Source organism: Acinetobacter halotolerans, from assembly GCF_004208515.1.
Lineage (GTDB): Bacteria > Pseudomonadota > Gammaproteobacteria > Pseudomonadales > Moraxellaceae > Acinetobacter > Acinetobacter halotolerans.
The window spans coordinates 131029-152758 of the sequence record NZ_SGIM01000005.1 but is presented as its reverse complement, the minus strand read 5'-3'; the positions used below and the strand labels follow the sequence as shown (position 1 = coordinate 152758).

Genomic DNA, 21730 nt, shown 5'->3' with positions numbered 1-21730 from the left:
GCCAACAAATTTGTTGGTTATTAAACGTAAACTGATCCACATCAGACAATTTGCTCCCTGATGTCGCATTCAGGCTAAAGCGTTGATGCATTGGAACTGCCAAGCACAGATACGATGATCATTCCGTATCGAGACTTCCAGATGGATCGACTTCAATGCTTAAGACAATGAAAGTCACCATCCAATGCACCGCTCACCCGCCAGTGAAGCGTACAGGACACTTTGATTACATCGGGTCTAATGGTATTTCACAGATGCATGACATGGATGAGATACCATCAGCCCCAAGATTGAAGCAAGATTGCTTACATCGAAAGAATCGTATCAAAGCCCAAAACTGGATATTACAGTCAGTGGTTTCAGAGCATCATATCTAAAGTTGCTTCTGAGTCTTGATCGCGCCAACTTGATGTTTGTTCAACAGTATTGAGCTCGTTGTTTGTGTGCATCACTATTAGGTGTCACACCCATGAAACGTATGTTGATTAATGCAACCCACGCCGAAGAAGTTCGCGTTGCACTTATCACTGATAATCGTCTTTACGATTTCGATTTAGAAAATCGTACTCGTGAACAGAAAAAATCAAATATCTATAAAGGTCATGTCACTCGTGTTGAACCGTCTTTAGAAGCGGTTTTCGTAGAGTACGGCGCACAGCGTCAAGGCTTTTTATCAATGCGAGAAATTGCAAACTCGTATTTCAAAGCTGACCCTCGCCAAACTTCAAATATCCGTGAACTCATCACTGAAGGGACTGAGTTACTGGTTCAAGTTGAAAAAGAAGAACGTGGCAACAAAGGGGCTGCACTTTCAACATTCATCTCACTTGCTGGTCGTTATTTAGTATTAATGCCGAACAACCCGAAAGGTGGTGGTATTAGCCGTCAAATTTCGGGTTCAGTCCGTGAAGAACTGAAAGAAATTTTAGCGTCATTAAACCTTCCTCGCGGCATGAGCGTGATTGTACGTACTGCGGGTATCGGACGCACTCAAGAAGAACTACAACTCGACTTACAACATTTGCTTGACCTTTGGGCTCAAATTCAAAGTACCTCAAGCACTGGCCCATCGCCAATGTTGGTGCATCAAGAAGCGGGTGTGGTCACACGTGCAATCCGTGACTACTTGCGTGATGATGTTTCAGAAATCTTAATTGATAGCGAACAAGCGTATAACGAAGCGTATAACTTCGTAAAAGCTGTCATGCCACGTCAACTCGACAAATTGAAAACCTATACCTTGAATGAGCCTTTATTCGCTCACTTTGGTATCGAAAGCCAAATCCAAACTGCTTACGAACGTGAAGTAAAACTTCCTTCTGGCGGTTCAATTGTGATTGACCAAACAGAAGCGCTTGTTTCGATTGATATCAACTCTGCAAAATCTACTCGCGGACATGATGTTGAAGAAACAGCACTCAATACCAACTTAGAAGCTGCAGAAGAAATCGCACGTCAATTACGTTTACGCGATATCGGTGGATTGGTGGTGATCGATTTTATCGACATGACCAAAGACCGCAACCAACGTATGGTTGAAGCGAAACTCCGTGAAGCAACGCAAAGTGACCGCGCACGCATTCAATTTGGTCAGTTATCACGTTTCGGTTTGATGGAAATGAGCCGTCAACGCTTACGTCCGTCTTTAGAAGAAGCAACAGGTTATGTCTGCCCACGCTGTCATGGCACAGGTATGGTTCGTGACTTACGTTCTCTTTCACTTTCGATCATGCGTAAAGTTGAAGAAATTGCATTACGTGAACGTCAAGGTGAAGTTCAAGTTGAAGTGCCTGTTGAAATCGCAGCATTCCTATTGAATGAAAAGCGTCACAGCCTTGTTTATCTCGAACAAACCTCAAATGTGCGGGTTACGATCCTTCCTCACCCACACTTAGAAACACCACACTATCAAATCCAGTTCAATCCAGAAGGTTTTGCACCTTCAAGCTACGAACGTACGGAAGCAACTCGCTCAAGCGAAAAAGAACTAGGCTATGAGTCCTCTGAATGGCATATAGAAGATGCTGAACAGCCACATGCAGCACCTGTCAAAAATCAGACAACTGCACCACAGAGAAAAGCAGCTCAAACTCAAGCCGCTCAACAACCAACTCAAACGCAAGCGAAACCACAAGCATCAACAAGCCCATGTGCATGGTTAGAGAACTTATTTGTTCAAAAACAAGCACAAACTACTGATCAATCTCGTTCTGCACAAAATGCAGCAGCGACGATCGAACAAATGGTGAATAATGGTGCGGTCAGTCGTGGCCAATTTGGTCAAGTCGCGACCCCTCCTCCTGTTGCACCAGAGGCTATAGCAGCGCCTGCAAGCAACAATGTTTATATGTCACAGACACCTGTGAAACAAGAAACACGTGAAACTTTTGAGAAAGACGAAAAACCACATCGTCCAAATCAGTCACAAAACCAGAAAAAGCGTAAACATAAAGAGCAGCGTGAACAACACGTGCATGCGCATGCACATGAACCACAGACTTCTGCTCCTGTGCATGAAGAGGTCGTGCAGTTATCTCGTCAAGAACAGCGCCATGAACAACGTGAGATGAAGCGTCAGCAAAAACGCCAGCAACCACAAGAGTCTCAAAATCAACAACAGCAGAATGATGCTGCTCATGGCAATGATACTGCACCGTTACCACGTCGTGATCGTAATCAACAACGACCAAATCGACCAAACCGCCATCGCGACCAAAGCGTTTTAAATGAAGCGCCTGCTGCTCCTGTAGAAAATCCACAACAAGTTAAAGTTGATGTGATTGACACGCCACGCACTGAACCAATGAACACAGCATTGATTGTGAACATTGATCAAGGTCAAAGTGAAATTGTTGCACTTAATCCACAACAGAAAGTTGCTCCTGCACCAAAAGCAGAACCAACTCAAACTGTGGCAGCAACGGTTGAAACGACGAAAACAGCACCTGCGCCAGTACAACCAGAAGCTGTAGAAACACCAGCTGCTGAAGTCGCACCAGCACCGGTAAAACGTGCGAGTAATGACCCACGCTCGCGCCATCGTCAACACCGTAAAGCTCAAGCGAACCACAAAGCTGTGCCGAAAATTGCCCCATCGCAAATTCCAAGCTTGGGACAATACACACTTGGCAGCTTGATTCGCCATGTTTATGGTGAGGATTGCACTATTTTAATTGAGCAATTTGGCTTAATTACGACGTTCAATCGCGCTTTACTCAAGTTCGCTGAACAATATGCAAGCAGTCTAGTGGTTGAAACAACCGAAACTGAGGAGAAACGCCCAGTCACTCGTGATGTTGAACTCCCTAGCCAAAAACCAACCGAAGAAGCTGAACCTGCGCCAGTGCTAGCACTCACGCGACCTGAAGCATCTTCTGTGCGTGTTGCAAATGACCCTCGTGAGCGTCGTCGTTTAGCTAAACTTGCTGCTGAACAAGCCAAAGAAGCACATTTAAGCTCTGCTGCGACCCAAGCTCCAGTAGAAGCTGCTGCTCCAGCGGAAAGTACGGAAGTTCAAGAAGAAGTGAAAGAAACAGAAGCCGCTGTTGCTATCGCTGAGGAAACTGTTGCAGCAACACCTGAGCAACAACCTCTAGAACTGGCAACAACTGAAGTTTCTCAAGCTGAAGAAACTCCTGCTAAAACAGTTGAAAAACAACAACCTGCTACAAAATCAAAAGCAGTTGCTGTAGAGAAAACTGTAGAGCCAGCACAAGCAGCCGAAAAAAGTGAGCCAACTTCAGATCCTGAAACACCAGAATCGGAAGAAGAGGCTGCGGCTAGAATCGAGAAAGAAAAATCTAACCGCCCTCGTCGCCCACGTGGACGTCCACCGAAAAAGAGCGTTCCTAGCAGTGAATAATTTGCTAAATCGCACTCAATAATCAAGAGCCTAGTCATTTCGGTGACTAGGCTTTTTTGTTATTTTGTCAAATTAGGTTGATTGCTCTAGGAACTTGCGATTAAAAACTACATCACTAACAATGATGTTAATGGTTGTGTTCTCACAGATAGCCACCTTTGGATTGATCGAAAAATAAATAGGATTGATATGAGCCAAACTACGCAGACCGATATTATTACTCTTGGTGATGTCGCAACTCGACTTCCAAACTTTCTCACCAAAGTACCTCATATTCTGAATGGTCTTAAACAAGCATATTTGCGAACGCCAACTTCTCCAGCTGGCTTAGGGGTCGCTTTTGAAAAAGCAGTAAAACGTAACCCGCAAGGTATCGCGTTATTATTTGAAGATCAAAGCTATAGCTACCAAGCACTCAATGAATGGGCAAACCAGATTGCACATTACTATTTATCGCTTGGTGCAAAAAAGGGTGATGTCATCGCGGTGATGGTGGAAAACCGTCCTGAATTGATTGCCACGATCGTTGCTTTAGCAAAGATTGGGGTGACCATTGCACTGGTCAATACCTCTCAAATTGGTAAAGTGTTGGCGCACAGCATCAACTTAGTCAACCCAATCGCCGTGATTGCGGGTGAAGAAGTTCGTGCTGCGATTGATGAAGCTCGTCAAGATCTCAAGGTTGCTCAAGATCGCTTTCATTGGTTTGCGGATCAAGAAACACGCAAGGATGCAGGCACAGCACCTAAAGGCTATATCAACCTCGCTCAAGAAATTGATCAATTTCCAAAATTCAATCCATCAACCACGCGTACCGTCACTGGTAAAGATGGTCTGTTTTATATCTACACCTCAGGCACAACAGGCTTACCTAAGGCAGTAATTTTTACCCATAGCCGCTGGTCGCTAGCTTATGGTACCTATGGTCATATCCTCAATCTAGGTAAAGATGACGTGATGTACGTAACATTGCCACTTTACCATGCCACTGGTGTGGTGGTGTGCTGGTGTGGTGTGATTGCAGGTGGTGCAACATTGGCGGTACGCCGTAAATACTCAACCAGCGCATTTTGGAAAGATGTTCAAAAATTCAATGCTTCTGCGATTGGTTATGTCGGTGAATTATGTCGCTATCTTATGGATGCACCTGCCACAGAGCTTGACCGTAACCACCGTGTCACCAAAATGATTGGTAATGGCATGCGTCCAAATATTTGGGGCAAGTTCAAAGAGCGCTTTGGTGTAGAAGAAGTCCTTGAGTTATACGCATCAAGCGAAGGTAACGTTGGCTTTAGCAACATCTTTAACTTTGACAATACCGTCGGCTTTTCTCCTATGCCGTATGCCGTCGTAGAGTATGACAAAGAAAAGAATGAACTTGTCCGTGACCAAAAGGGCTACTGCAAGAAAGTCAAGACGGGTGACGTTGGTTTGCTTATTGGCAAAATTACCAGCCGCTCTCCATTTGATGGCTATACGGATCCCGAAAAGAACAAATCTGTGATCTTGAAAGATGTATTTACCAAAGGCGATTCATACTTCAATACTGGCGATTTAGTTCGTGATATTGGTTTCCGTCATGCGCAGTTTGTAGACCGTTTAGGAGATACCTTCCGTTGGAAAGGTGAAAATGTGTCTACAACTGAAGTTGAAAACATGGTTTGCGAATATGACAAAATTGTCGAGGCAGTGGTGTATGGGGTAGAAATCCCAAATACCAATGGTCGTGCAGGTATGGCAGCCATCACACTTGTAGATGGCGAAAAGCTAAATGAATCCGACCTCACCGATATGGTCGATGTATTCAAAAAATGCTTACCTGCGTATGCAATTCCAGTATTTCTGCGTGTACAGGCTAAAGTTGAAACAACAGGTACCTTTAAATACCAAAAGAATAAGCTGAAAGATGATGGCTTTAATCCAAGTAAAACCGATGAGCGTTTATTGGTTTTATTACCAGGCGCAACGCAGTATAGTGATGTAAATGCTGAAATCTTTGATAATATTCAGAGTTATCAATACCGTTTCTAGTGTGTTTTTTAGCTAAACAAGAGGAAATCGTGCTTTTTATAAACAATCATGCGACTGTTTTTAAATTTCCTCTTGTGTTAGCTGAATAAGTTGCTAGAATACGCAGCATCAAAACGATACAGTGTTTAGAAGTTTTACTTCTCTCTGAGTCAGTTCGAGTAAGAATGCTAAAGAAAATCATAGATTTTTTCTTGCACTCGGGTAAAACGATGTTTTACTTATCCTCGCTCAGGGTCGTTAGCTCAGCTGGTAGAGCAGCGGACTTTTAATCCGTTGGTCCCGCGTTCGAATCGCGGACGACCCACCACTTATTTGTTTTGATAGTTTGTAAAATGTATTTTACAAATGCCTGTAAGAGGTTCAATGCCATAGAAAATCATAGATTTTCTCTTGCACTCAGGTAAAACGCTGTTTTACTTATCCTCGCTCAGGGTCGTTAGCTCAGCTGGTAGAGCAGCGGACTTTTAATCCGTTGGTCCCGCGTTCGAATCGCGGACGACCCACCAAATTCTAAAAAACCTCATCATTTTTGATGAGGTTTTTTTATTGGGTATCATATAAATTGTATATGTCTAAACGATGACAAAATATATTGAATGACCTTAAATTTAAATTCATGAGATATTTTGCCATTAAAAAGCATCCTTCAAATTAGACTATAGTGTCCAATTTTCGGGGTGCAGTTCATTCTGAAGCTTGTAATTTAACCATTCGTTCATAACACCACCTTTTCCCATCCAGTCACAATTTCACCATTCTGAATAAAAGTAGCCTCGACACTTTCATTTTTAAAATTTAGAAAAACACCTACTCGATAGCCATAACCGAACCCTTGGGTTGTCAGCTTCTTTAACTTATCAATATCACTTTTTGCTTTTTTGCTTTGATAGCCTGCGCGTCTCTTACACTCAATCACTACTAAATTATGTATATCATGCCCACGTTGATGGATGACCAAATCAGGGCGTATTATTCTTTCATTCAATAATTTAGGATTTTTTGCGTGTTTTGTATATTCTGAATCCAATGCTACAGCACCATCTTTTTCTAACTGCTGATGCAAATATACTCCTAATCTAAAAACAAGACTTTGCTCATTGCCACCAAGTATTAAGAGTTCTTGATCATTATTATTTAATGAAGTTTTAGCAGATGACAATAAATCTTTTATCTTTTCTTTACTGTAGCCACCAATACTCATAGAACCACCGTTACTAAATTCTTCTACTTTTAATTCACTCACACCATTCATCTCTTTTCTGTAAAAACGTAAATTTACTTTGACATCAACTATACCAATTTTTGAGCTAATGTCTTGATATCACTGTATGCTAAAATGGTTTAGCAAAAGATTATTGAAGAAGGGCGAAAGAGAAAGTCCTAATGAAGTTTGTACAATCCCGATAGAAACTCATAGAAAATTACAAAAATACGTCCAACACCGAATTTAAGAAAATATGCCCTTGTTCAGTACAAGCAATTTTATTAGGATCTGCAACCAATAACTTCTTGTCACGGAGTTGATTTAAGATTTCGTGTAAATCCTCCAAATCCAGTCCAGTCCGTTGCGCATACAACTCAGCATTTACACCTTCATTTAAACGCAAGGCATTCATCATAAACTCAAACGGCAATTCCTCAGCTTCAATACGTTTCATTTGCACATGGTCGGCAGGAACCTTAGCTAAATAATCTTTCGGCAAACGTGTTTTTTGGAATCGATAAACGCCATCAGGATAAGTGACTTTGCCATGCGCCCCTGCCCCAATCGCTAAATAGTCCCCAAATTGCCAATAATTCAAGTTATGCGTCGATGGCAATTCTTTACGCCATGCAGACACCTCATAATTGAGATAACCATTGGCTTTTAAATACGCCTCGCCGTGTTCTTGGATATACTCCAAAACATCGTCTTTTGGTAATACTGGCTGAGTCCTGAAAAAAACCGTGTTCGGTTCAATGGTCAGTTGATACCAGCTAATATGCGTTGCGCCATGCTCAACCGCAAGCCTAAGATCCATTAAAGCCTGTTCTTGCGTCTGTTGTGGCAAACCGTGCATCAAATCCACGTTGACCCGTTCAAAACCCGCATGTCGAGCTTGCTTGATCGCATCAAGCGCATTGTTGGCGGAATGAATCCGTCCTAAGCGTTGTAAATGTTCGGTATCAAAACTCTGCACACCAATCGACAAACGATTAATACCAGCAGCTAAATAATCTGCAAAGGGATCATGTTCAACAGTGCCAGGATTGGCTTCTAAAGTAATTTCGCATCCTGCTTCAAAATTAAGACGTGCTTTGAGCTGATCAAAGAGCCACGTATAACCTTGGGCAGAAATAAGAGATGGCGTGCCTCCCCCAATGAATACACTATGAATTGCACGTCCTTGCGCCATTTCCACCTGCGTCTCAAAATCGGCCACCAATGCAGCCAAGTATTGCTGCTCTAAATCCATGGACAGTTGTCCATCAGGTACCGCATGCGAATTAAAGTCACAATAAGGACATTTACGCACGCACCAAGGCATATGGATATACAGTGAAAGTGGAATATTTGCTGGGTTTAAATGACTCAAAGTACAGGCTCAATAACAGAACCTCATTATTTTAACACGACTGCCTTAGACTCTGTTGTGACTTCAAACATGTCAACTGACTTACCATCATGTTTGTATTCAGTTAGACTGTCAGCATAAATAACAATTAGACCAATCATATGATGAAAATTTCTAGCCAATTGCTCCTTTTTCTCCCCCTCGCTTTAGGTGTCGGTGTGGCAATGGCTTTTCAAACTGCAATTAATGCTCAACTGAGAGAATATTTACATTCTCCACTCCAAGCTGCATTTCTGTCATTTTTAGTTGGTACAGTGATCTTGGGATTTTTAGTCTATTTTCAAAGTGCAGCAAAACCTGATTTAAGTGAACTTTCACATATTCCTTGGTTTTTGTGGATTGGAGGATTCCTTGGTGTTTATGCAATCAGTATGAGCATTTATACTGCTCCCAAACTCGGATTTCTCACCTTTTCAGGTCTGGTCATCTTCGGACAAATGGTTATTTCAATGTTATTAGACCATTTTGGTTGGTTAGGTACGGATAAAACGCCGATCAATTGGCAACGTCTCCTTGGCAGTATCGTGATTTTTATCGGTGTTTTACTCACGTTACAGCGTTAATTCCTTAAGAGTATTTTTAGTGTCCCACGTCACCAGCGCACGATTAGAACTTAAACATCTGTTTCATTTAATGTTACCCATCTTAATGACACAGTTTGCTCAGGCAGGCTTTGGCCTCATTGATACAATTATGGCGGGGCACTTATCTGCCGCTGACCTTGCAGCCATCGCTGTAGGTGTCGGTTTGTGGATGCCCGTTATGCTGTTATTTGCAGGGATTATGATCGCAACCACCCCACTCGTCGCAGAAGCGAGGGGGGCTAAAACGCCTGAAAAAATCCCGACTATTGCACGTCAATCGCTATGGGTTGCCGCTATTTTGGGTACAATTGCCCTGTTAATTATGCAAGCGCTGCCGTGGTTATTACCAGTATTTGGGGTACCTGAAAGCTTAATACCGAAAGCCAGTTTATTTTTACATGCCATTGGTTTCGGTATGCCCGCAGTGATGATGTATGCTGCGCTACGGAGTTATTCGGAAGCTTTAGGACATCCTCGCCCTGTCACTGTGATCAGCTTAGTTGCACTGGTGGCGCTGATTCCGTTGAATCTCATCTTTATGTACGGTCTGGGTCCAATTCCCGCATTAGGCAGCGCTGGCTGCGGCTTTGCCACTGCGATTTTGCAATGGTTGATGCTGATCAGTTTAGCCCTTTATATTTCTAAAGCTAAAGCCTACCAACATGTTCCGATTTTCACGAAATGGGAAAAAATTGATCCAGCATGGGCAAAACGGATTTTATTCTTAGGCTTACCGATTGGTTTGGCTATTTTCTTTGAAGTCAGTATTTTTAGCACAGGTGCACTGGTATTAAGTCCTTTAGGGGAAAATGCAATTGCAGCACATCAGATCGCGATCTCCGTTACCTCAGTCCTATTTATGATTCCATTGTCCTTAGCGATCGCATTAACCATTCGTGTCGGGATGTATTATGGTGAGAAAAACTGGCAAGCCATGCGCCAAGTTCAAAAAATCGGACTGATGAGTGCGACTTTCTTTGCACTCTGTACCATGATCTTGATCGCGATTGCACGACCTTATATCGTGGCGATCTATACCACTGATTTAGATGTGATTCCTGTGGCGATGTATTTACTTTGGTTTGCAATGGCATACCAATTGATGGATGCGTGGCAAGTCAGTGCAGCAGGTTGTTTACGCGGTATGCAAGACACGCAAGCCCCGATGTGGATTACCTTGTTGGCATACTGGGTGATTGCGTTCCCTATCGGCTTATATTTGGCTCGTTATACTGCTTGGGGCGTAGCAGGAGTTTGGCTAGGATTGATTATTGGCTTAAGCATTGCCTGTGTTTTCTTAATTGGACGTTTATATTTAAATAATAAACGACTGGCGCAAACAGTAAGCGTCAACCTATAAGCGACTACTTACACGACTTAACATTTTGTTATAGGCAATTTAAGTTTTGTCACCTATGATCAAGAGATCACTTTCAAACCTGACCATATGAGGTGCAACCACCATGGCAAAACATGCAAGCTCTCCCAGTAAACGTTTTTTTAAACTGGCTGGCATGACCGCAAGTATTGCCAGCAAAAGTGTTGCCAATTCGATTCGGAATCTCACCGCAGATGAGGAACAAAAAAATGCTGCTCGCAGTCAATTTTTCCAAGAAGTCGGTCTACAAATTGCCGATACACTTGGAGAAATGAAAGGCGCGGTCATGAAAGTTGGACAAATCGCTTCGCAATACAAAGATATTTTTCCACCTGAAGTTGCTAAGGCGATCGCAAAACTACAACGTCAAGCTCCGGCCATGCCCTTTGCTGCGATCCAACAACAAGTCGAAAAAGAACTCGGAAAACCTCTAAAAGATATCTTTAGTTCTTTTGAGTCAGAACCTTTTGCAGCAGCCTCAATTGGTCAAGTACATCGTGCTGTGCTGCCCGATGGGCAAGCGGTTGTAGTCAAAGTGCAATATCCTGGTGTTGACCAAGCCTGTGAAAGTGATTTAAAACAAGTCCGTTTAGCCTTACGCTTGATGGGTGTTTTAAAAATAGATAAAAAGCTGCAAGATCAATTGTTTCAAGAAATCCAAGACAGCCTTTCTGCCGAACTAAATTATGAAATTGAAGCACAAAATCTCGAGGTGTTCCGAACTTTCCATGAGAGTCTAGATGATCAAGTCATCATTCCAAGCGTTTTTAAAGAATACTCTTCTCGCCGAGTGCTGACATTGAGTTTAGAACAAGGTGAATCCATTGAAACCGCAAGCACTTGGTCGGTGGACACACGCAATCAAATCGGTCGTCGCTTAATTCGTGCTTTAGGACAAGAAATGTTTTTCTTAAAACGTTTCCATTGTGATCCTCATCCCGGGAATTTTGCCTTTCGTGAGGATGGCAGTGTCATCATTTACGATTATGGCAGCGTTAAAACCCTATCCCCTGAAATCATTCAACACTTTAAAGCACTGGTCAATGCTGCACGTCATGAAGATATTGCCCAAGTGGAAGATTTGTTGGTTGAATTACACTCGATTGCTGAAAAGCAAAAATTCCCAAGTGAGCTGTATGTGCAATGGATCGAAATTTTATTACGTCCATTAAGTACTCATTATGACTTTGCAGAAAATTCATCTCATCACGATGGTATGCGTCTGGTGAAAAAGTCATTGAAATATTGGGATGTCTTTAAACCATCGCCAGATACTTTAATGGTCAATCGAACCATTTCAGGACACTACTGGAACTTAATTCACCTTAAAGTGCATGACAACCTGAATGATCTGTTTGAAGAGTTAGTACCAAGTTAATAAACATAGCTTTTTTTCGAAGCATGAATAAAAGACTTTTTTACGCTTCGCTCCAATTGAAACTATAACTTGAAATAGATTAGATTGACTCCACATCTTGTTATGTTATAACATTTCTATAAACAATAGGAGTATTTCAAATGCGTAAAGATATTCATCCTGCTTATCAACAAGTGCTATTTCATGACACCAATGCTGATGCTTACTTTTTGATTGGCAGCACACTTCAAACGAAACAAACTAAAGAATATCAAGGTCAAGTTTATCCATATGTAACCTTGGATATTTCAAGCGCATCGCATCCGTTCTATACAGGTGAAGTACGTCAAGCAAGCAATGAAGGTCGTGTTGCAAGCTTTAACAAACGCTTTGCACGTTTTAATCGTAAGTCTTAATCTAATTTTAAGGTTAAACGATTAAAGTAAAAGAATTCGAAGTCTAAGGCTATTATCTCCTCCGCTTAGACTTCTTTTTTTATGTCTAAATTTTATCTCTGACATCTATTGGTTAAACGTCGAGTGGCGCTTGCCCAATAAAACCGAACTCAATTGGTGTTTTGACATAGAACACAGCGACGTGTTTATCACTGAGATAATTTAATAATTTTGTTGCCTGTTCAGCAGTCACTGCAAGTTGTATCTGTACAGGCTGATCCGCTAGCTCAAAGAACCCAGCAGAATGAAATTGACCGCGATGGTCTAAACCTTGACTGGCATTGATCACCGTTGCGCCACGCAAATCCATTTGTTTTGCGATGGCCAACAGCCATTCAACAATCGGTTGACCTTGATAGCTACGATTCTGAGCTGTATAAAAGGTAATTAGAAATCCATTCATTTCCTCACTCCCAAACTAAGCCGCACTCAGCCATTGATGTAAACTCATGCCCAAAATCGTAAACAACAATGATCCCAAAACATGGATTAAAATGGTGAGTGCCGCATATTCCAATTTACCACTTTGCAATAAAGCAATAATCTCAGCTGAAAATGTCGAGAAGGTGGTAAGTGCGCCGCAGAATCCTGTAATCACAAACAGTTTATAGTTGGGACTCAAAGAACTTTGTGAAAAATATGAAATCGCAAAGCCAATAATAAAGCCACCAACAAAATTCACGGTGACCGTACCTAAAGGAATATTGGGAAAGATGGGATTGAGTTTTAAACCAATAAACCAACGCAACCATGCACCGAGCACAGAACCCATTGCAATTGAAATTAAGGAATAATACATCATGACTCCAAAATTAAACTTGGAGAAGAAAAAGTATTCTGCATGGATTGGTCAATATTCTTCTGGAAGCTTTTCATCGGCGAACTCTTAAATTAAACAGAGCACGCACACAGCTACGCCCCTGTTTAGGGTCACGTAGGCATCATTAGCCACAACGGCGGTTTGTAATAGGAGGAATACCATCTCCTTTATTTTTCTAAAATAACATAATTTTTAGACAACTCAACCGATCTTTTTGAGTTGCAATGAAACTGTGCATAAGCATTCAGTTATCCACAGTTTCCTCATGTTATGATGCTCGCATTCATTTTATACACATGGAATTTTAAAATGGCTCAAACATTATTAGCGCAATTAAAAGCAGGTTCTGCCAAGTTTGCAGATGTGTTGGCATTTATTGAAGCACGCTATCAACACACTCCAACTGCTTTTCAAAATGGCGTACAATTTAATGCTGCAACGGAAAATCAAGGCAGTGCCAAAGTTTTTTCTTTTGCTAAAATTGAAGGCTTAAATGCTGAAGATACCTTAAGTTTATTTGCTGAGCATTACGCTTCTGTGCTTGCAACACCAGAAGGAACGGATCACCAAAACATTCGTCAATTTATGCAAAATGGTTGGGATGGTGTGAAATTTGAAGGTGAGGCGCTAACTGCCCGTTGATATTGAAAAGACAGGAAGGTTTCCCTTCCTGCTTGCTATCCTATACCGATCATGCATTTGCCATTAAAGCGGTCAAAAGCCCCATTGCTAGCACATAAAACGTGATCGGAAATGCCAGAAACCAAAACTTCGCCCATCCGTTGGTATTAAACACTGAGGTTGCAGCTCGATAGCTCACCCAACATGACCAAAATATAAAAGGAATTACCACCAAGTTCAAAATTGATGAGTTTTGATACGCATCAAGATAACTGCTATACATCAATGTCTGTAATATTGTGACAATCATAACAGGCAAAGCTGTGACCAAAGATTGTAAAGCCCAAATATGTCGGGCCAGTTGTGGGTCTGCGTCTTTGGCGCCTGAAAACTGTAAACGCTTTTTATACCACCAACCGTGTATCAACCAAACAATTACAGCAGAGATCGTTCCCAGCCCTAAAACGAGTAACCAATAACTCCACCAAGCATCTGTAATATCAAGCATTAACGATGTACGATTTCCAAATTCTGCTTGAAGCAACTTTTGATCGACTCGATCCATGACAGAAAATACACCTATTAAATAGGCAGCTATCATAATACTGCGATGATGATAGATTGCTGGCAAAGAAAAAAATGTCTTCGGTTGCAAGAACAGCATCCATAAGTTTTTGGGCGAAAATGGTAAAATTTCTTTTTGCTCTTGTTTCTCTAAAGATAATTCAGTATTCATAAATACTCTTAATAAATTGATTTAAAATATTTTATGTTCTAATAATAGCCAATGCCGCGCAGAAAAAGAAGTTTCATTTTATCACTTGATAAAATAATGCACGTCTTTACCAACCGCACATCTCGTCGTGAAATACTTTTTTAGTTTCGCCTGAATGATTTCTGAAGGTGTGAAATTTAGAAATGTAATATTCATCGAAATAATAAATGTTTGAATAAAAATACCTGAGGGAAATCATGACGATTAACCAAGCTGATCTATTAAAAAAACTACGACTAATTACATTAGAAGCGCAAGGTCTGAATCACAAAAAACCTTTTGGCTCAGGAAAAGCGGCTGTGCTTGCGGCCATACAACAGCTTGGCTATGTACAGATTGATACTTTATCGGTGGTTTCTCGGGCACATCATCATACTTTTTGGACACGAATTCCAGATTATCAGCCACAACTTCTTGATCAATTAGTCGCAGAACGTCAGATATTTGAATACTGGTTTCATGCTGCATCGTATTTGCCCATGCAAGATTTTCGCTATGCTTTACCGCAAATGCTAAGCATTAAAAATGGTGAATCTCGTTATTTTAAAGCGGATCCTCAAGTCATGCACAATGTGTACGACAAAATCCGTATTGAGGGACCGCAAAAAGCCAGAGATTTTGAAAGCTTAAGTAAAAGTAATAGCAGTTGGTGGAATTGGAAACCAACGAAAATCGCGCTTGAGCAGCTTTTTATGCAAGGGGATCTCATGATTTGTGCCAGAAATGGCATAGAAAAAGTTTATGATCTTAGTGAAAGGGTGCTGCCCAGTACGATCAATACCACGCCACCAACCGCATTTGAATACGCTGAATATCTCGTCAAGACTTATCTTAGAGCGTATGGCTTTACCACCATCAAGCAAATAACACATTTAAAAAAGGGACAAATATTACGTCAAAATGTTGAAAAAATTCTAAGTCAAATGCTTGAGGATAAAATCATCCAAAAGTTCGAAGGAAATGAAATACAAACGATCTATGTGCGCACTGATTTACTTGAAAAAACCTATAACACGGATCATAGCAACCTTTGCTTACTCTCACCTTTTGACAACTCAATCATTCATCGTGAACGAGTAAAAACCTGCTTTGACTTTGATTTTCGTCTTGAATGTTACACGCCGCAAGCAAAAAGAAAATATGGATATTTTTGTTTGCCTATTTTATTTGGTGATGTTTTTATTGGTCGGGTGGATTGTAAAGCTCACCGTAAAAGCGCTCAGTTTGAGTTAATTCATCTGCATATTGAAAATACAGAAATTGATATCGCATTGTGGCTAACACCATTTCTAAAAACACTACATCATTTTGTACTTTTTAATCACTGCCAATCAATTTATATATCACGTATTAGCCCAATTGAATTATCAAGTACGATTCATGAGTTTATTAAAAATGGTTGGGATAACATTCAGTTTGAAAGTGAAATTTTAACAACAAAATAAGAAATAGGAGGCGTCTCCTCCTATTCTAACTACTCTGTTATGGTCGTTTGAGTTCTCGCAATTCAGTGGTCAAACTATAAAAATCACCACCCATTTTCCCGACACTGCCGAGTTGCTGTTGATCAATCATTTTGCCATCCCATAAGCGATCATCCACATATATGGATTTCACATCAAGTAAGGCGACTGTTCCCCCTGATGGCAACGTACTCAGTTCAATCACTTCTCTTAGATGGCACTCGTATCGAATCATAGAATCTTTTACCGACAAAGGCTGCATTTGATGGCTTGGACAGGACTCAATCTCAGCAAAATCAAATTCACTTTGTTCCGGTGGAAGTGAAGCACAGGTCAAATTCATCTTTTCAAGTAACCGAGCATTGACGATATGTACCACACACGCTTTGGTGTCGATTAAATTTCTCAAGGTATCTTTATCATTGCCAGTTCTTGGATTTACTTGCGAATACCAAAGAATAGGAGGATTGCAACTGGCTACATTAAAGAAAGAATAGGGTGCGAGATTGGCAACCCCATCAGCAGATACAGTGCTTATCCACGCAATCGGTCGAGGGGTAATTCCGCCCACCAATAGTCGATAGATTTCATTTGCCTCTAATTTCGATGTCTCAAAAATCATAATCAGATACTTCGTTTAAGGACGTTCAGCATATTGTGGTAAATCATCGGCTATGCAGTCCCACTCGGCTTTGGATGTAGTGAAGATGTGCATACTTGGTTTTTGCTGTAAAGGCGTATCTAAGGTCCCGATTCTTAGGCGGTAAAGCTCTGGCTGTGCATCGCGCGAACTAATCAATGGCGAACCACATTCTCCACAAAACCAACGGTAAACACCTGCTGTTGCAAACTTTTTAATTAAATTTTCACCTTGTATAATTTTAAAATCTGCACTGTTAATCGGTGCATTGGTCGCAAAAGCGGTTCCATTGGCTTTACGGCAACGTTGACAATGACATTGGACGATCTCGCCAATTTCACCGTGAATCTCATAATGAATCCCATCACATAAACAACGACCATGATATACAGGTGTAGTCTGAGACATTTCTTATTCCTTAAATGAATTTTCACGTAAAAATATAGGCGAGATCAGCACACCATGCAAATCGTGAATAGCATTTAGATGAGACTTTTCAATTTACTCAAACTATTCTTCTTAAAATAAAGCGCCAGCTAAACCTTTTGATCCAATACTGCCCGTGCGCGTTGATGATCAATATCTTTTTCCCAATGTGCGATAGCGACTGTAGCCACACAGTTCCCGATCAGATTAGTACAAGCACGTACAATTCCGATGAACCAATCCACGGATAGTAGCAACACTAAACCTATGGTTGGAAGACTCGGAATGACCGACAAAGTCGCTGCCAGAATAACCAATGCAGAGCCAGGAATACCATGTGCACCTTTTGAGGTCACCAATGACACCAGTAAAATAGCCAGAAGATCGTGCATGGATAGATCAATATTGCAGGCCTGAGCAATAAAAATTACACCCAGTGTTAAATAAATAGAAAATCCGTCTAAATTAAACGAGTAACCCGTTGGAATGACCAAGCCAACTGTGGAATCCTTGATTCCTAGATTTCTCAGTTTTTTCATGATCTGTGGCAGAACAGAATCAGAAGATGCAGTACCTAATACGATGGATAACTCCTCTTTAAAATAATTCAGGAATTTAAAAATATTTAACCCTGCCAATTTAAGAATCCCACCTAAGATAATCAGCACAAACAAAATACAAGTCACATAAAACAACAACACCAGATAACCGAGTTGAAGCAGTGAATCAACACCAAACTTTGCAGTGGTATACGCCACTGAACCCAACACCCCAATTGGTGCTAGTCGTATGATCAAGCCCATCATTTTAAAGAATACTTCAGAAAATGCTTCAAGTGCCTGACAGACCAAGTCACCCAAATGTTTTGGGATCAACAAGAGTGCAATACCAAACAAAATCGCAATCAGTAAAACTTGTAAAATGTCACCACTGGCAAATGCATCAACAAAGGTTTTTGGAATAATGTGTAGAAGAAAATCGGATCCCGTACCCATCGTATGTGCTCGTTCGGTATAAACACTGAGATCCTTTCCGTCGAGTTTACTGATATCGATATTCATCCCGACACCAGGTTTAAATACATAAGCAATGACGATGCCCAACACCAGCGCAATACTGGTCACAATCTCAAAATATAAAATCGTTTTTGCACCAACCTTTCCCATTTTTTTGATGTCATTGGCACCATACAGACCGAGCACCACCACACAAAAAACAATCGGTGCAATCAACATTTTGATCAGAGAAATAAAGCCATCGCCTAAAGGCTTCAATGCTAAAGAGAAATCGTGAAAGCTGATACCCACAATAATGCCCAGAATTAATGCAAGAACCACCTGAAGGAATAGACTAGATTTAAGCTTTTGCCACATCGTAAATTCATCAACCAAAATGATAAATCTCAACAGTGCAAAAAACCCGCCAACACCCGAAAATAAAGAATATTTAGAACATGAAAAATACACAAAATTTAAGCAATGCTTTGCAAAACATCATCTTAAATGAGTTTGCTCACAAGATGATGCACACCTTCCCCTGCTGCACGCCCTGTTGCAAAACAAGCTGTCAGTAAATAGCCACCTGTTGGTGCATCCCAATCCAGCATTTCACCACAGCAGAACACATGAGGATTTGATTTCAATTGTAGTTGCGGTGAGAGTACCGCTTGCTTCACGCCCCCTGCACAGCTAATCGCCTCCTCTATTGGACGGAATCCATCAAGAGTAATGCTGAGATGTTTAATCTGCTGTGCCATCTGTTTTGCATCTGACCATAGGCTTTTTTCAACCACTTCACGAAGGAGATTGATTTTGACTTGATCCAAACCTGCTTTACGCCAAATATTGGTGAGTGACTGTTTTTTATTTGCTTGTAGTTTCTTTTCTAATTGTTCAAGACTTACATCGGGCAGCAAATCGAAATAAAGTGCTAATTCTTGATTCTGAGAAATTTTTCTTCTTAAATCACGTCCCAATTTATAAATCACACCACTTTCAAAACCATAGTGCGTGATTACGATATCACCGTGTGTCTTCTGCGCTGACTCTACCCACGCATCAACGCGTTTGAGTGGTTGCCCAAAACAATCCTGCATAAATGGCGACCATGCTTTCAATACACCAGCATTGCTGGCTTGGAAAGGCTCTATCTCATCATTCGACAACCATTGCTGCCATAGACCATCGCTACCCAGTTGCGACCATGACACCGCTCCACAGGCCAATACAATCGCATCATAAGCTGCTGTAAAACGTTGACTTTGATTTTCGATGGTCAATTGATTATTGGATAAACCAACACAACGATGTCGATAGTGAAATTTGACGCCATCCACCATCAATCGTTTTAACCAAGCCCGAAGCAAGGGAGCTGCTTTCATTTCTACAGGAAACACCCGACCTGAACTACCGATATAGGATTCAATACCCAAACCTTGCATCCAGTCTTGAATCCACTTTGCATCCCATTGTTTGACCCAAGGCGCTAACCATTCGGCATGATCATAACGCTGTAAAAAATGCGTCATCGGCTCAGCATGTGAGATGTTCAAGCCTGTTTTGCCAGCCATGAGAAACTTTCGCGCAGCCGAAGGTTTTTGTTCAAATACTTCGATTTCATAACCATATTGACTGAGAACTTCTGCCGCCATTAAGCCTGCTGGTCCTGCGCCAATAATTGCAACCCGCTTAGACATCACGTTTCTCTTGCGCGTTTTGTCCTTGTAAAGGTGCAAAATCATCAAAGCGAGTTGTATAAGCTTCAGGTTTAGTGATAATCAATTGCTGGCAAAGCTCACCACGTTCTAAATATTTGATTTCAAAATGCGTTCGCGCAGAATCCGCTGCAATTTTTTGTTTCTGATATGGTAGCTTCCACACGTCAATTAACTGCTGCTCTGCTTCAGAAATATATTCAGGAATATTACTCGCCAAAGTAATCGTGCCGTTTGGCTGAAGACGCGACAGTAAAAACTCAAAGAACGGCATATTCAACCAACGCTGTGCTGGATTATGCGGTTCTGGATTTGGATAAAGAATGAAAAATTGTTCCACCTGAGCTGGAAACAAAGCATGCACCACCCATGGCAGCGCATCAGCATGAATGGGATGTAAATGTTCACGCGTATCAAGTTGATGTTGCTTTTGCATAGCCACAAATTTTTCTTTGGTACGTTCAATCGCATACAAGACCGTTTGTGGATTTTGGCCAGTAAATAACAGCGCATGCTTGCCTTTTCCCGCACCAATTTCGACACAAATCGGGGTGTTTGGAATTGCGATAAAATCACGAGGTGCTTGCATGCGTTGTGCTTGAAATTGACGAATCGACATAATCCCATCAAACTATCTATAATTCGGCATAAGTCTATCAACTGACTTTACTTTTGCCTAATCTATTTGTTTCACCTTTTAGGAATTTTCTATGTCTACACCTCGTACCTTTCCCTGCCCGCGTTGTGGAGAAGCCAGCACTTGGGAAGGCAATGCATTCCGTCCTTTCTGCTCTGAACGCTGTAAAATGATTGATTTAGGTGCATGGGCAAGCGATGCATATAAAATCCCAACCCAAGAGTCTCCACAAGCTGATGTAAAACGTGGTGAAGATGAGTATGAAGATTAATCTTCGCCTCGCTCGCTAAAGCCAGATTCGATTCAGCGCATCAAGCCAGTTACGCTGGCAAATTTTTTCAATCAGTTTAAGTGAATAATCCCGCTGCTGCATACGTTCAATGAGCTTATGCAGACCTGTGACATCTTCAAGTTCTGTACTGATCAATGCGCCATCGAAGTCTGAACCAAAACCAATATACTCTTCACCAAGCCGATCCATCATATAGTCCAGATGATCTAAAATCACATCAATCGGTGTATCGGCGTTACGCTGCCCATCTGCACGTAAAAATGCCACGTCAAAATTGATGCCCACCATTCCTTTACTGTCACGGATGGCTTTCAATTGGGCATCCGTCAGATTCCGTGCTTGCGGACATAAGGCATGGGCATTGGAGTGCGTTGCCACAATCGGCTGCTGTAAAATATCGATGCTATCCCAAAAAGCACGTTCATTCATATGAGACACATCAACCACGATTTTTTTATTAGCACAACGCTTTAGAAAAGCTTTGCCCTCTACCGTAAGTCCTGCGCCAGTATCAGGTGAATGTGGAAACTTTGCATTCAAGCCATGACCAAACCGACTCTGTCTATTCCACAGTGGCCCGATACTACGTAGCCCTGCCTGATAAAATACTTCAAGTAAATCTGGGTTGTGCTGCAAAGCTTCCGCACCCTCCATGTGCAATACTATCGCTAATTTTTGCTGCACATGACAACGCTGAATATCTGCAACCGAAGTACAGATTTTAATGTTTTCAGAGCGTTGTACTAATGTCTGTGCTAAATCGAGCTGTTCTAAACAAATTTGCTCAATCTGTTGCTGAGTAAAATCAGTCGCATTTTGGTCGAACAGCTTATTCGGGTGATGCTGTTTTACATAGCTAAATGGCGGTAGAAAAATCGCAAACATACCGCCGACAAAGCCCGCTTTTTGGCAGCGTTTTAAATCAAGATGTCCTGCGAGCCGCTGATGAATAAAAGCATGCACGGGATCAGCATCCTCACTGAGCCATAGCCGTGTTAGCGCATCATTGTGGCCATCGAAAATAGGGATTAGCTCATGATTCATGCTGATCTTTTCCATCA

At 41.5% G+C, this 21730-nt stretch carries 21 protein-coding genes, 2 tRNA genes and 1 riboswitch; of the genes, 12 read left to right on the top strand and 11 right to left on the bottom strand.

Annotated features, from left to right (window positions below; translation table 11 throughout):
* Window positions 1–155 precede the first annotated feature (155 nt).
* From EXE30_RS15875 to EXE30_RS07980, 5 genes are all read left to right on the top strand, one after another.
* Entirely contained in the window at window positions 156–377 is a 222-nt protein-coding gene (locus EXE30_RS15875) for a hypothetical protein (protein ID WP_165382387.1), read from the top strand.
* Window positions 378–469: 92 nt separating this feature from the next.
* Complete coding sequence (locus EXE30_RS07995; protein WP_130161944.1) at window positions 470–3862, top strand: Rne/Rng family ribonuclease; 3393 nt, start codon at window positions 470–472, stop codon at window positions 3860–3862.
* Window positions 3863–4051: 189 nt separating this feature from the next.
* Entirely contained in the window at window positions 4052–5893 is a 1842-nt protein-coding gene (locus EXE30_RS07990; RefSeq protein WP_130161943.1) for a long-chain-acyl-CoA synthetase, read from the top strand.
* A gap of 231 nt (window positions 5894–6124) precedes the next feature.
* Window positions 6125–6200, top strand: a tRNA-Lys gene (locus EXE30_RS07985).
* A gap of 123 nt (window positions 6201–6323) precedes the next feature.
* Window positions 6324–6399 (top strand) — tRNA-Lys (locus EXE30_RS07980).
* A 209-nt stretch (window positions 6400–6608) separates the two neighbouring features.
* Here EXE30_RS07980 and EXE30_RS07975 read toward each other — a convergent pair.
* Together EXE30_RS07975 and hemW are read right to left on the bottom strand one after the other, a co-directional pair.
* Window positions 6609–7136: a hypothetical protein gene (locus tag EXE30_RS07975; protein WP_130161942.1), complete on the bottom strand. Its 528-nt coding sequence runs from the start codon at window positions 7134–7136 to the stop codon at window positions 6609–6611.
* 178 nt (window positions 7137–7314) lie between these two features.
* A complete protein-coding gene (gene hemW / locus EXE30_RS07970) occupies window positions 7315–8469 on the bottom strand; it encodes a radical SAM family heme chaperone HemW (protein ID WP_130161941.1) in 1155 nt (384 codons plus the stop codon).
* A 140-nt stretch (window positions 8470–8609) separates the two neighbouring features.
* Between hemW and EXE30_RS07965 the strand changes: the two genes are divergently transcribed.
* The 4 genes from EXE30_RS07965 to EXE30_RS07950 all read left to right on the top strand — a co-directional run bounded on the left by EXE30_RS07965 (window position 8610) and on the right by EXE30_RS07950 (window position 12243).
* On the top strand, window positions 8610–9071 hold the full coding sequence (locus EXE30_RS07965; protein ID WP_121929761.1) for a DMT family transporter: 462 nt from the start codon (window positions 8610–8612) through the stop codon (window positions 9069–9071).
* A 19-nt stretch (window positions 9072–9090) separates the two neighbouring features.
* On the top strand, window positions 9091–10452 hold the full coding sequence (locus tag EXE30_RS07960) for an MATE family efflux transporter (RefSeq protein WP_130161940.1): 1362 nt from the start codon (window positions 9091–9093) through the stop codon (window positions 10450–10452).
* Window positions 10453–10555: 103 nt separating this feature from the next.
* Window positions 10556–11848: an ABC1 kinase family protein gene (locus tag EXE30_RS07955; protein ID WP_130161939.1), complete on the top strand. Its 1293-nt coding sequence runs from the start codon at window positions 10556–10558 to the stop codon at window positions 11846–11848.
* Window positions 11849–11988: 140 nt separating this feature from the next.
* Complete coding sequence (locus tag EXE30_RS07950; protein ID WP_004668481.1) at window positions 11989–12243, top strand: type B 50S ribosomal protein L31; 255 nt, start codon at window positions 11989–11991, stop codon at window positions 12241–12243.
* A gap of 112 nt (window positions 12244–12355) precedes the next feature.
* On the opposite strand, the gene EXE30_RS07945 is transcribed toward EXE30_RS07950, so the two are convergent.
* Both EXE30_RS07945 and crcB read right to left on the bottom strand, forming a co-directional pair.
* Window positions 12356–12685, bottom strand: coding sequence for a DUF190 domain-containing protein (locus EXE30_RS07945; RefSeq protein WP_130161938.1), 330 nt, complete (start codon window positions 12683–12685; stop codon window positions 12356–12358).
* Between the two features lie 15 nt (window positions 12686–12700).
* Entirely contained in the window at window positions 12701–13081 is a 381-nt protein-coding gene (gene crcB, locus EXE30_RS07940) for a fluoride efflux transporter CrcB (protein ID WP_121929765.1), read from the bottom strand.
* A gap of 129 nt (window positions 13082–13210) precedes the next feature.
* Window positions 13211–13277, bottom strand: a riboswitch (Fluoride riboswitch).
* Window positions 13278–13411: 134 nt separating this feature from the next.
* Between crcB and EXE30_RS07930 the strand changes: the two genes are divergently transcribed.
* Window positions 13412–13744, top strand: coding sequence for a HopJ type III effector protein (locus EXE30_RS07930; protein ID WP_130161937.1), 333 nt, complete (start codon window positions 13412–13414; stop codon window positions 13742–13744).
* 49 nt (window positions 13745–13793) lie between these two features.
* Here the strand turns inward: EXE30_RS07930 and EXE30_RS07925 are convergent, their stop codons facing one another.
* Entirely contained in the window at window positions 13794–14459 is a 666-nt protein-coding gene (locus EXE30_RS07925; RefSeq protein ID WP_130161936.1) for a hypothetical protein, read from the bottom strand.
* 236 nt (window positions 14460–14695) lie between these two features.
* On the opposite strand from EXE30_RS07925, the gene EXE30_RS07920 reads away from it, so the two are divergent.
* Window positions 14696–15943, top strand: coding sequence for a winged helix-turn-helix domain-containing protein (locus EXE30_RS07920; protein ID WP_130161935.1), 1248 nt, complete (start codon window positions 14696–14698; stop codon window positions 15941–15943).
* Between the two features lie 37 nt (window positions 15944–15980).
* On the opposite strand, the gene EXE30_RS07915 is transcribed toward EXE30_RS07920, so the two are convergent.
* From EXE30_RS07915 to EXE30_RS07895, 5 genes are all read right to left on the bottom strand, one after another.
* Window positions 15981–16583: a flavin reductase family protein gene (locus EXE30_RS07915; protein ID WP_130161934.1), complete on the bottom strand. Its 603-nt coding sequence runs from the start codon at window positions 16581–16583 to the stop codon at window positions 15981–15983.
* A gap of 15 nt (window positions 16584–16598) precedes the next feature.
* Window positions 16599–17009: a GFA family protein gene (locus EXE30_RS07910; protein WP_130161933.1), complete on the bottom strand. Its 411-nt coding sequence runs from the start codon at window positions 17007–17009 to the stop codon at window positions 16599–16601.
* Between the two features lie 128 nt (window positions 17010–17137).
* The gene (gene dctA / locus EXE30_RS07905; RefSeq protein WP_121929771.1) at window positions 17138–18400 is read right to left on the bottom strand and encodes a C4-dicarboxylate transporter DctA; all 1263 of its coding nucleotides are present in this window, start codon (window positions 18398–18400) and stop codon (window positions 17138–17140) included.
* 125 nt (window positions 18401–18525) lie between these two features.
* A complete protein-coding gene (locus EXE30_RS07900; RefSeq protein WP_130161932.1) occupies window positions 18526–19722 on the bottom strand; it encodes a TIGR03862 family flavoprotein in 1197 nt (398 codons plus the stop codon).
* On the bottom strand, window positions 19715–20359 hold the full coding sequence (locus tag EXE30_RS07895; RefSeq protein ID WP_130161931.1) for a class I SAM-dependent methyltransferase: 645 nt from the start codon (window positions 20357–20359) through the stop codon (window positions 19715–19717). Before EXE30_RS07895 ends, EXE30_RS07900 begins: the two co-directional genes overlap by 8 nt.
* 91 nt (window positions 20360–20450) lie before the next feature.
* Between EXE30_RS07895 and EXE30_RS07890 the strand changes: the two genes are divergently transcribed.
* On the top strand, window positions 20451–20648 hold the full coding sequence (locus EXE30_RS07890) for a DNA gyrase inhibitor YacG (protein ID WP_121929774.1): 198 nt from the start codon (window positions 20451–20453) through the stop codon (window positions 20646–20648).
* A gap of 15 nt (window positions 20649–20663) precedes the next feature.
* Here the strand turns inward: EXE30_RS07890 and EXE30_RS07885 are convergent, their stop codons facing one another.
* The gene (locus tag EXE30_RS07885) at window positions 20664–21713 is read right to left on the bottom strand and encodes a dipeptidase (protein WP_130161930.1); all 1050 of its coding nucleotides are present in this window, start codon (window positions 21711–21713) and stop codon (window positions 20664–20666) included.
* Window positions 21714–21730 lie beyond the last annotated feature (17 nt).

What these genes read in the sequence shown, in the direction of transcription:
- EXE30_RS15875 (WP_165382387.1), top strand. Translation starts at nt 156, where the DNA reads ATGCTTAAGACAATGAAAGTCACCATCCAATGCACCGCTCACCCGCCA.
- EXE30_RS07995 (WP_130161944.1), top strand. Translation starts at nt 470, where the DNA reads ATGAAACGTATGTTGATTAATGCAACCCACGCCGAAGAAGTTCGCGTT.
- EXE30_RS07990 (WP_130161943.1), top strand. Translation starts at nt 4,052, where the DNA reads ATGAGCCAAACTACGCAGACCGATATTATTACTCTTGGTGATGTCGCA.
- EXE30_RS07965 (WP_121929761.1), top strand. Translation starts at nt 8,610, where the DNA reads ATGATGAAAATTTCTAGCCAATTGCTCCTTTTTCTCCCCCTCGCTTTA.
- EXE30_RS07955 (WP_130161939.1), top strand. Translation starts at nt 10,556, where the DNA reads ATGGCAAAACATGCAAGCTCTCCCAGTAAACGTTTTTTTAAACTGGCT.
- EXE30_RS07950 (WP_004668481.1), top strand. Translation starts at nt 11,989, where the DNA reads ATGCGTAAAGATATTCATCCTGCTTATCAACAAGTGCTATTTCATGAC.
- EXE30_RS07945 (WP_130161938.1), bottom strand. Translation starts at nt 12,685, where the DNA reads ATGAATGGATTTCTAATTACCTTTTATACAGCTCAGAATCGTAGCTAT.
- crcB (WP_121929765.1), bottom strand. Translation starts at nt 13,081, where the DNA reads ATGTATTATTCCTTAATTTCAATTGCAATGGGTTCTGTGCTCGGTGCA.
- EXE30_RS07930 (WP_130161937.1), top strand. Translation starts at nt 13,412, where the DNA reads ATGGCTCAAACATTATTAGCGCAATTAAAAGCAGGTTCTGCCAAGTTT.
- EXE30_RS07925 (WP_130161936.1), bottom strand. Translation starts at nt 14,459, where the DNA reads ATGAATACTGAATTATCTTTAGAGAAACAAGAGCAAAAAGAAATTTTA.
- EXE30_RS07920 (WP_130161935.1), top strand. Translation starts at nt 14,696, where the DNA reads ATGACGATTAACCAAGCTGATCTATTAAAAAAACTACGACTAATTACA.
- EXE30_RS07915 (WP_130161934.1), bottom strand. Translation starts at nt 16,583, where the DNA reads ATGATTTTTGAGACATCGAAATTAGAGGCAAATGAAATCTATCGACTA.
- EXE30_RS07910 (WP_130161933.1), bottom strand. Translation starts at nt 17,009, where the DNA reads ATGTCTCAGACTACACCTGTATATCATGGTCGTTGTTTATGTGATGGG.
- dctA (WP_121929771.1), bottom strand. Translation starts at nt 18,400, where the DNA reads ATGTGGCAAAAGCTTAAATCTAGTCTATTCCTTCAGGTGGTTCTTGCA.
- EXE30_RS07900 (WP_130161932.1), bottom strand. Translation starts at nt 19,722, where the DNA reads ATGTCTAAGCGGGTTGCAATTATTGGCGCAGGACCAGCAGGCTTAATG.
- EXE30_RS07895 (WP_130161931.1), bottom strand. Translation starts at nt 20,359, where the DNA reads ATGTCGATTCGTCAATTTCAAGCACAACGCATGCAAGCACCTCGTGAT.
- EXE30_RS07890 (WP_121929774.1), top strand. Translation starts at nt 20,451, where the DNA reads ATGTCTACACCTCGTACCTTTCCCTGCCCGCGTTGTGGAGAAGCCAGC.
- EXE30_RS07885 (WP_130161930.1), bottom strand. Translation starts at nt 21,713, where the DNA reads ATGAATCATGAGCTAATCCCTATTTTCGATGGCCACAATGATGCGCTA.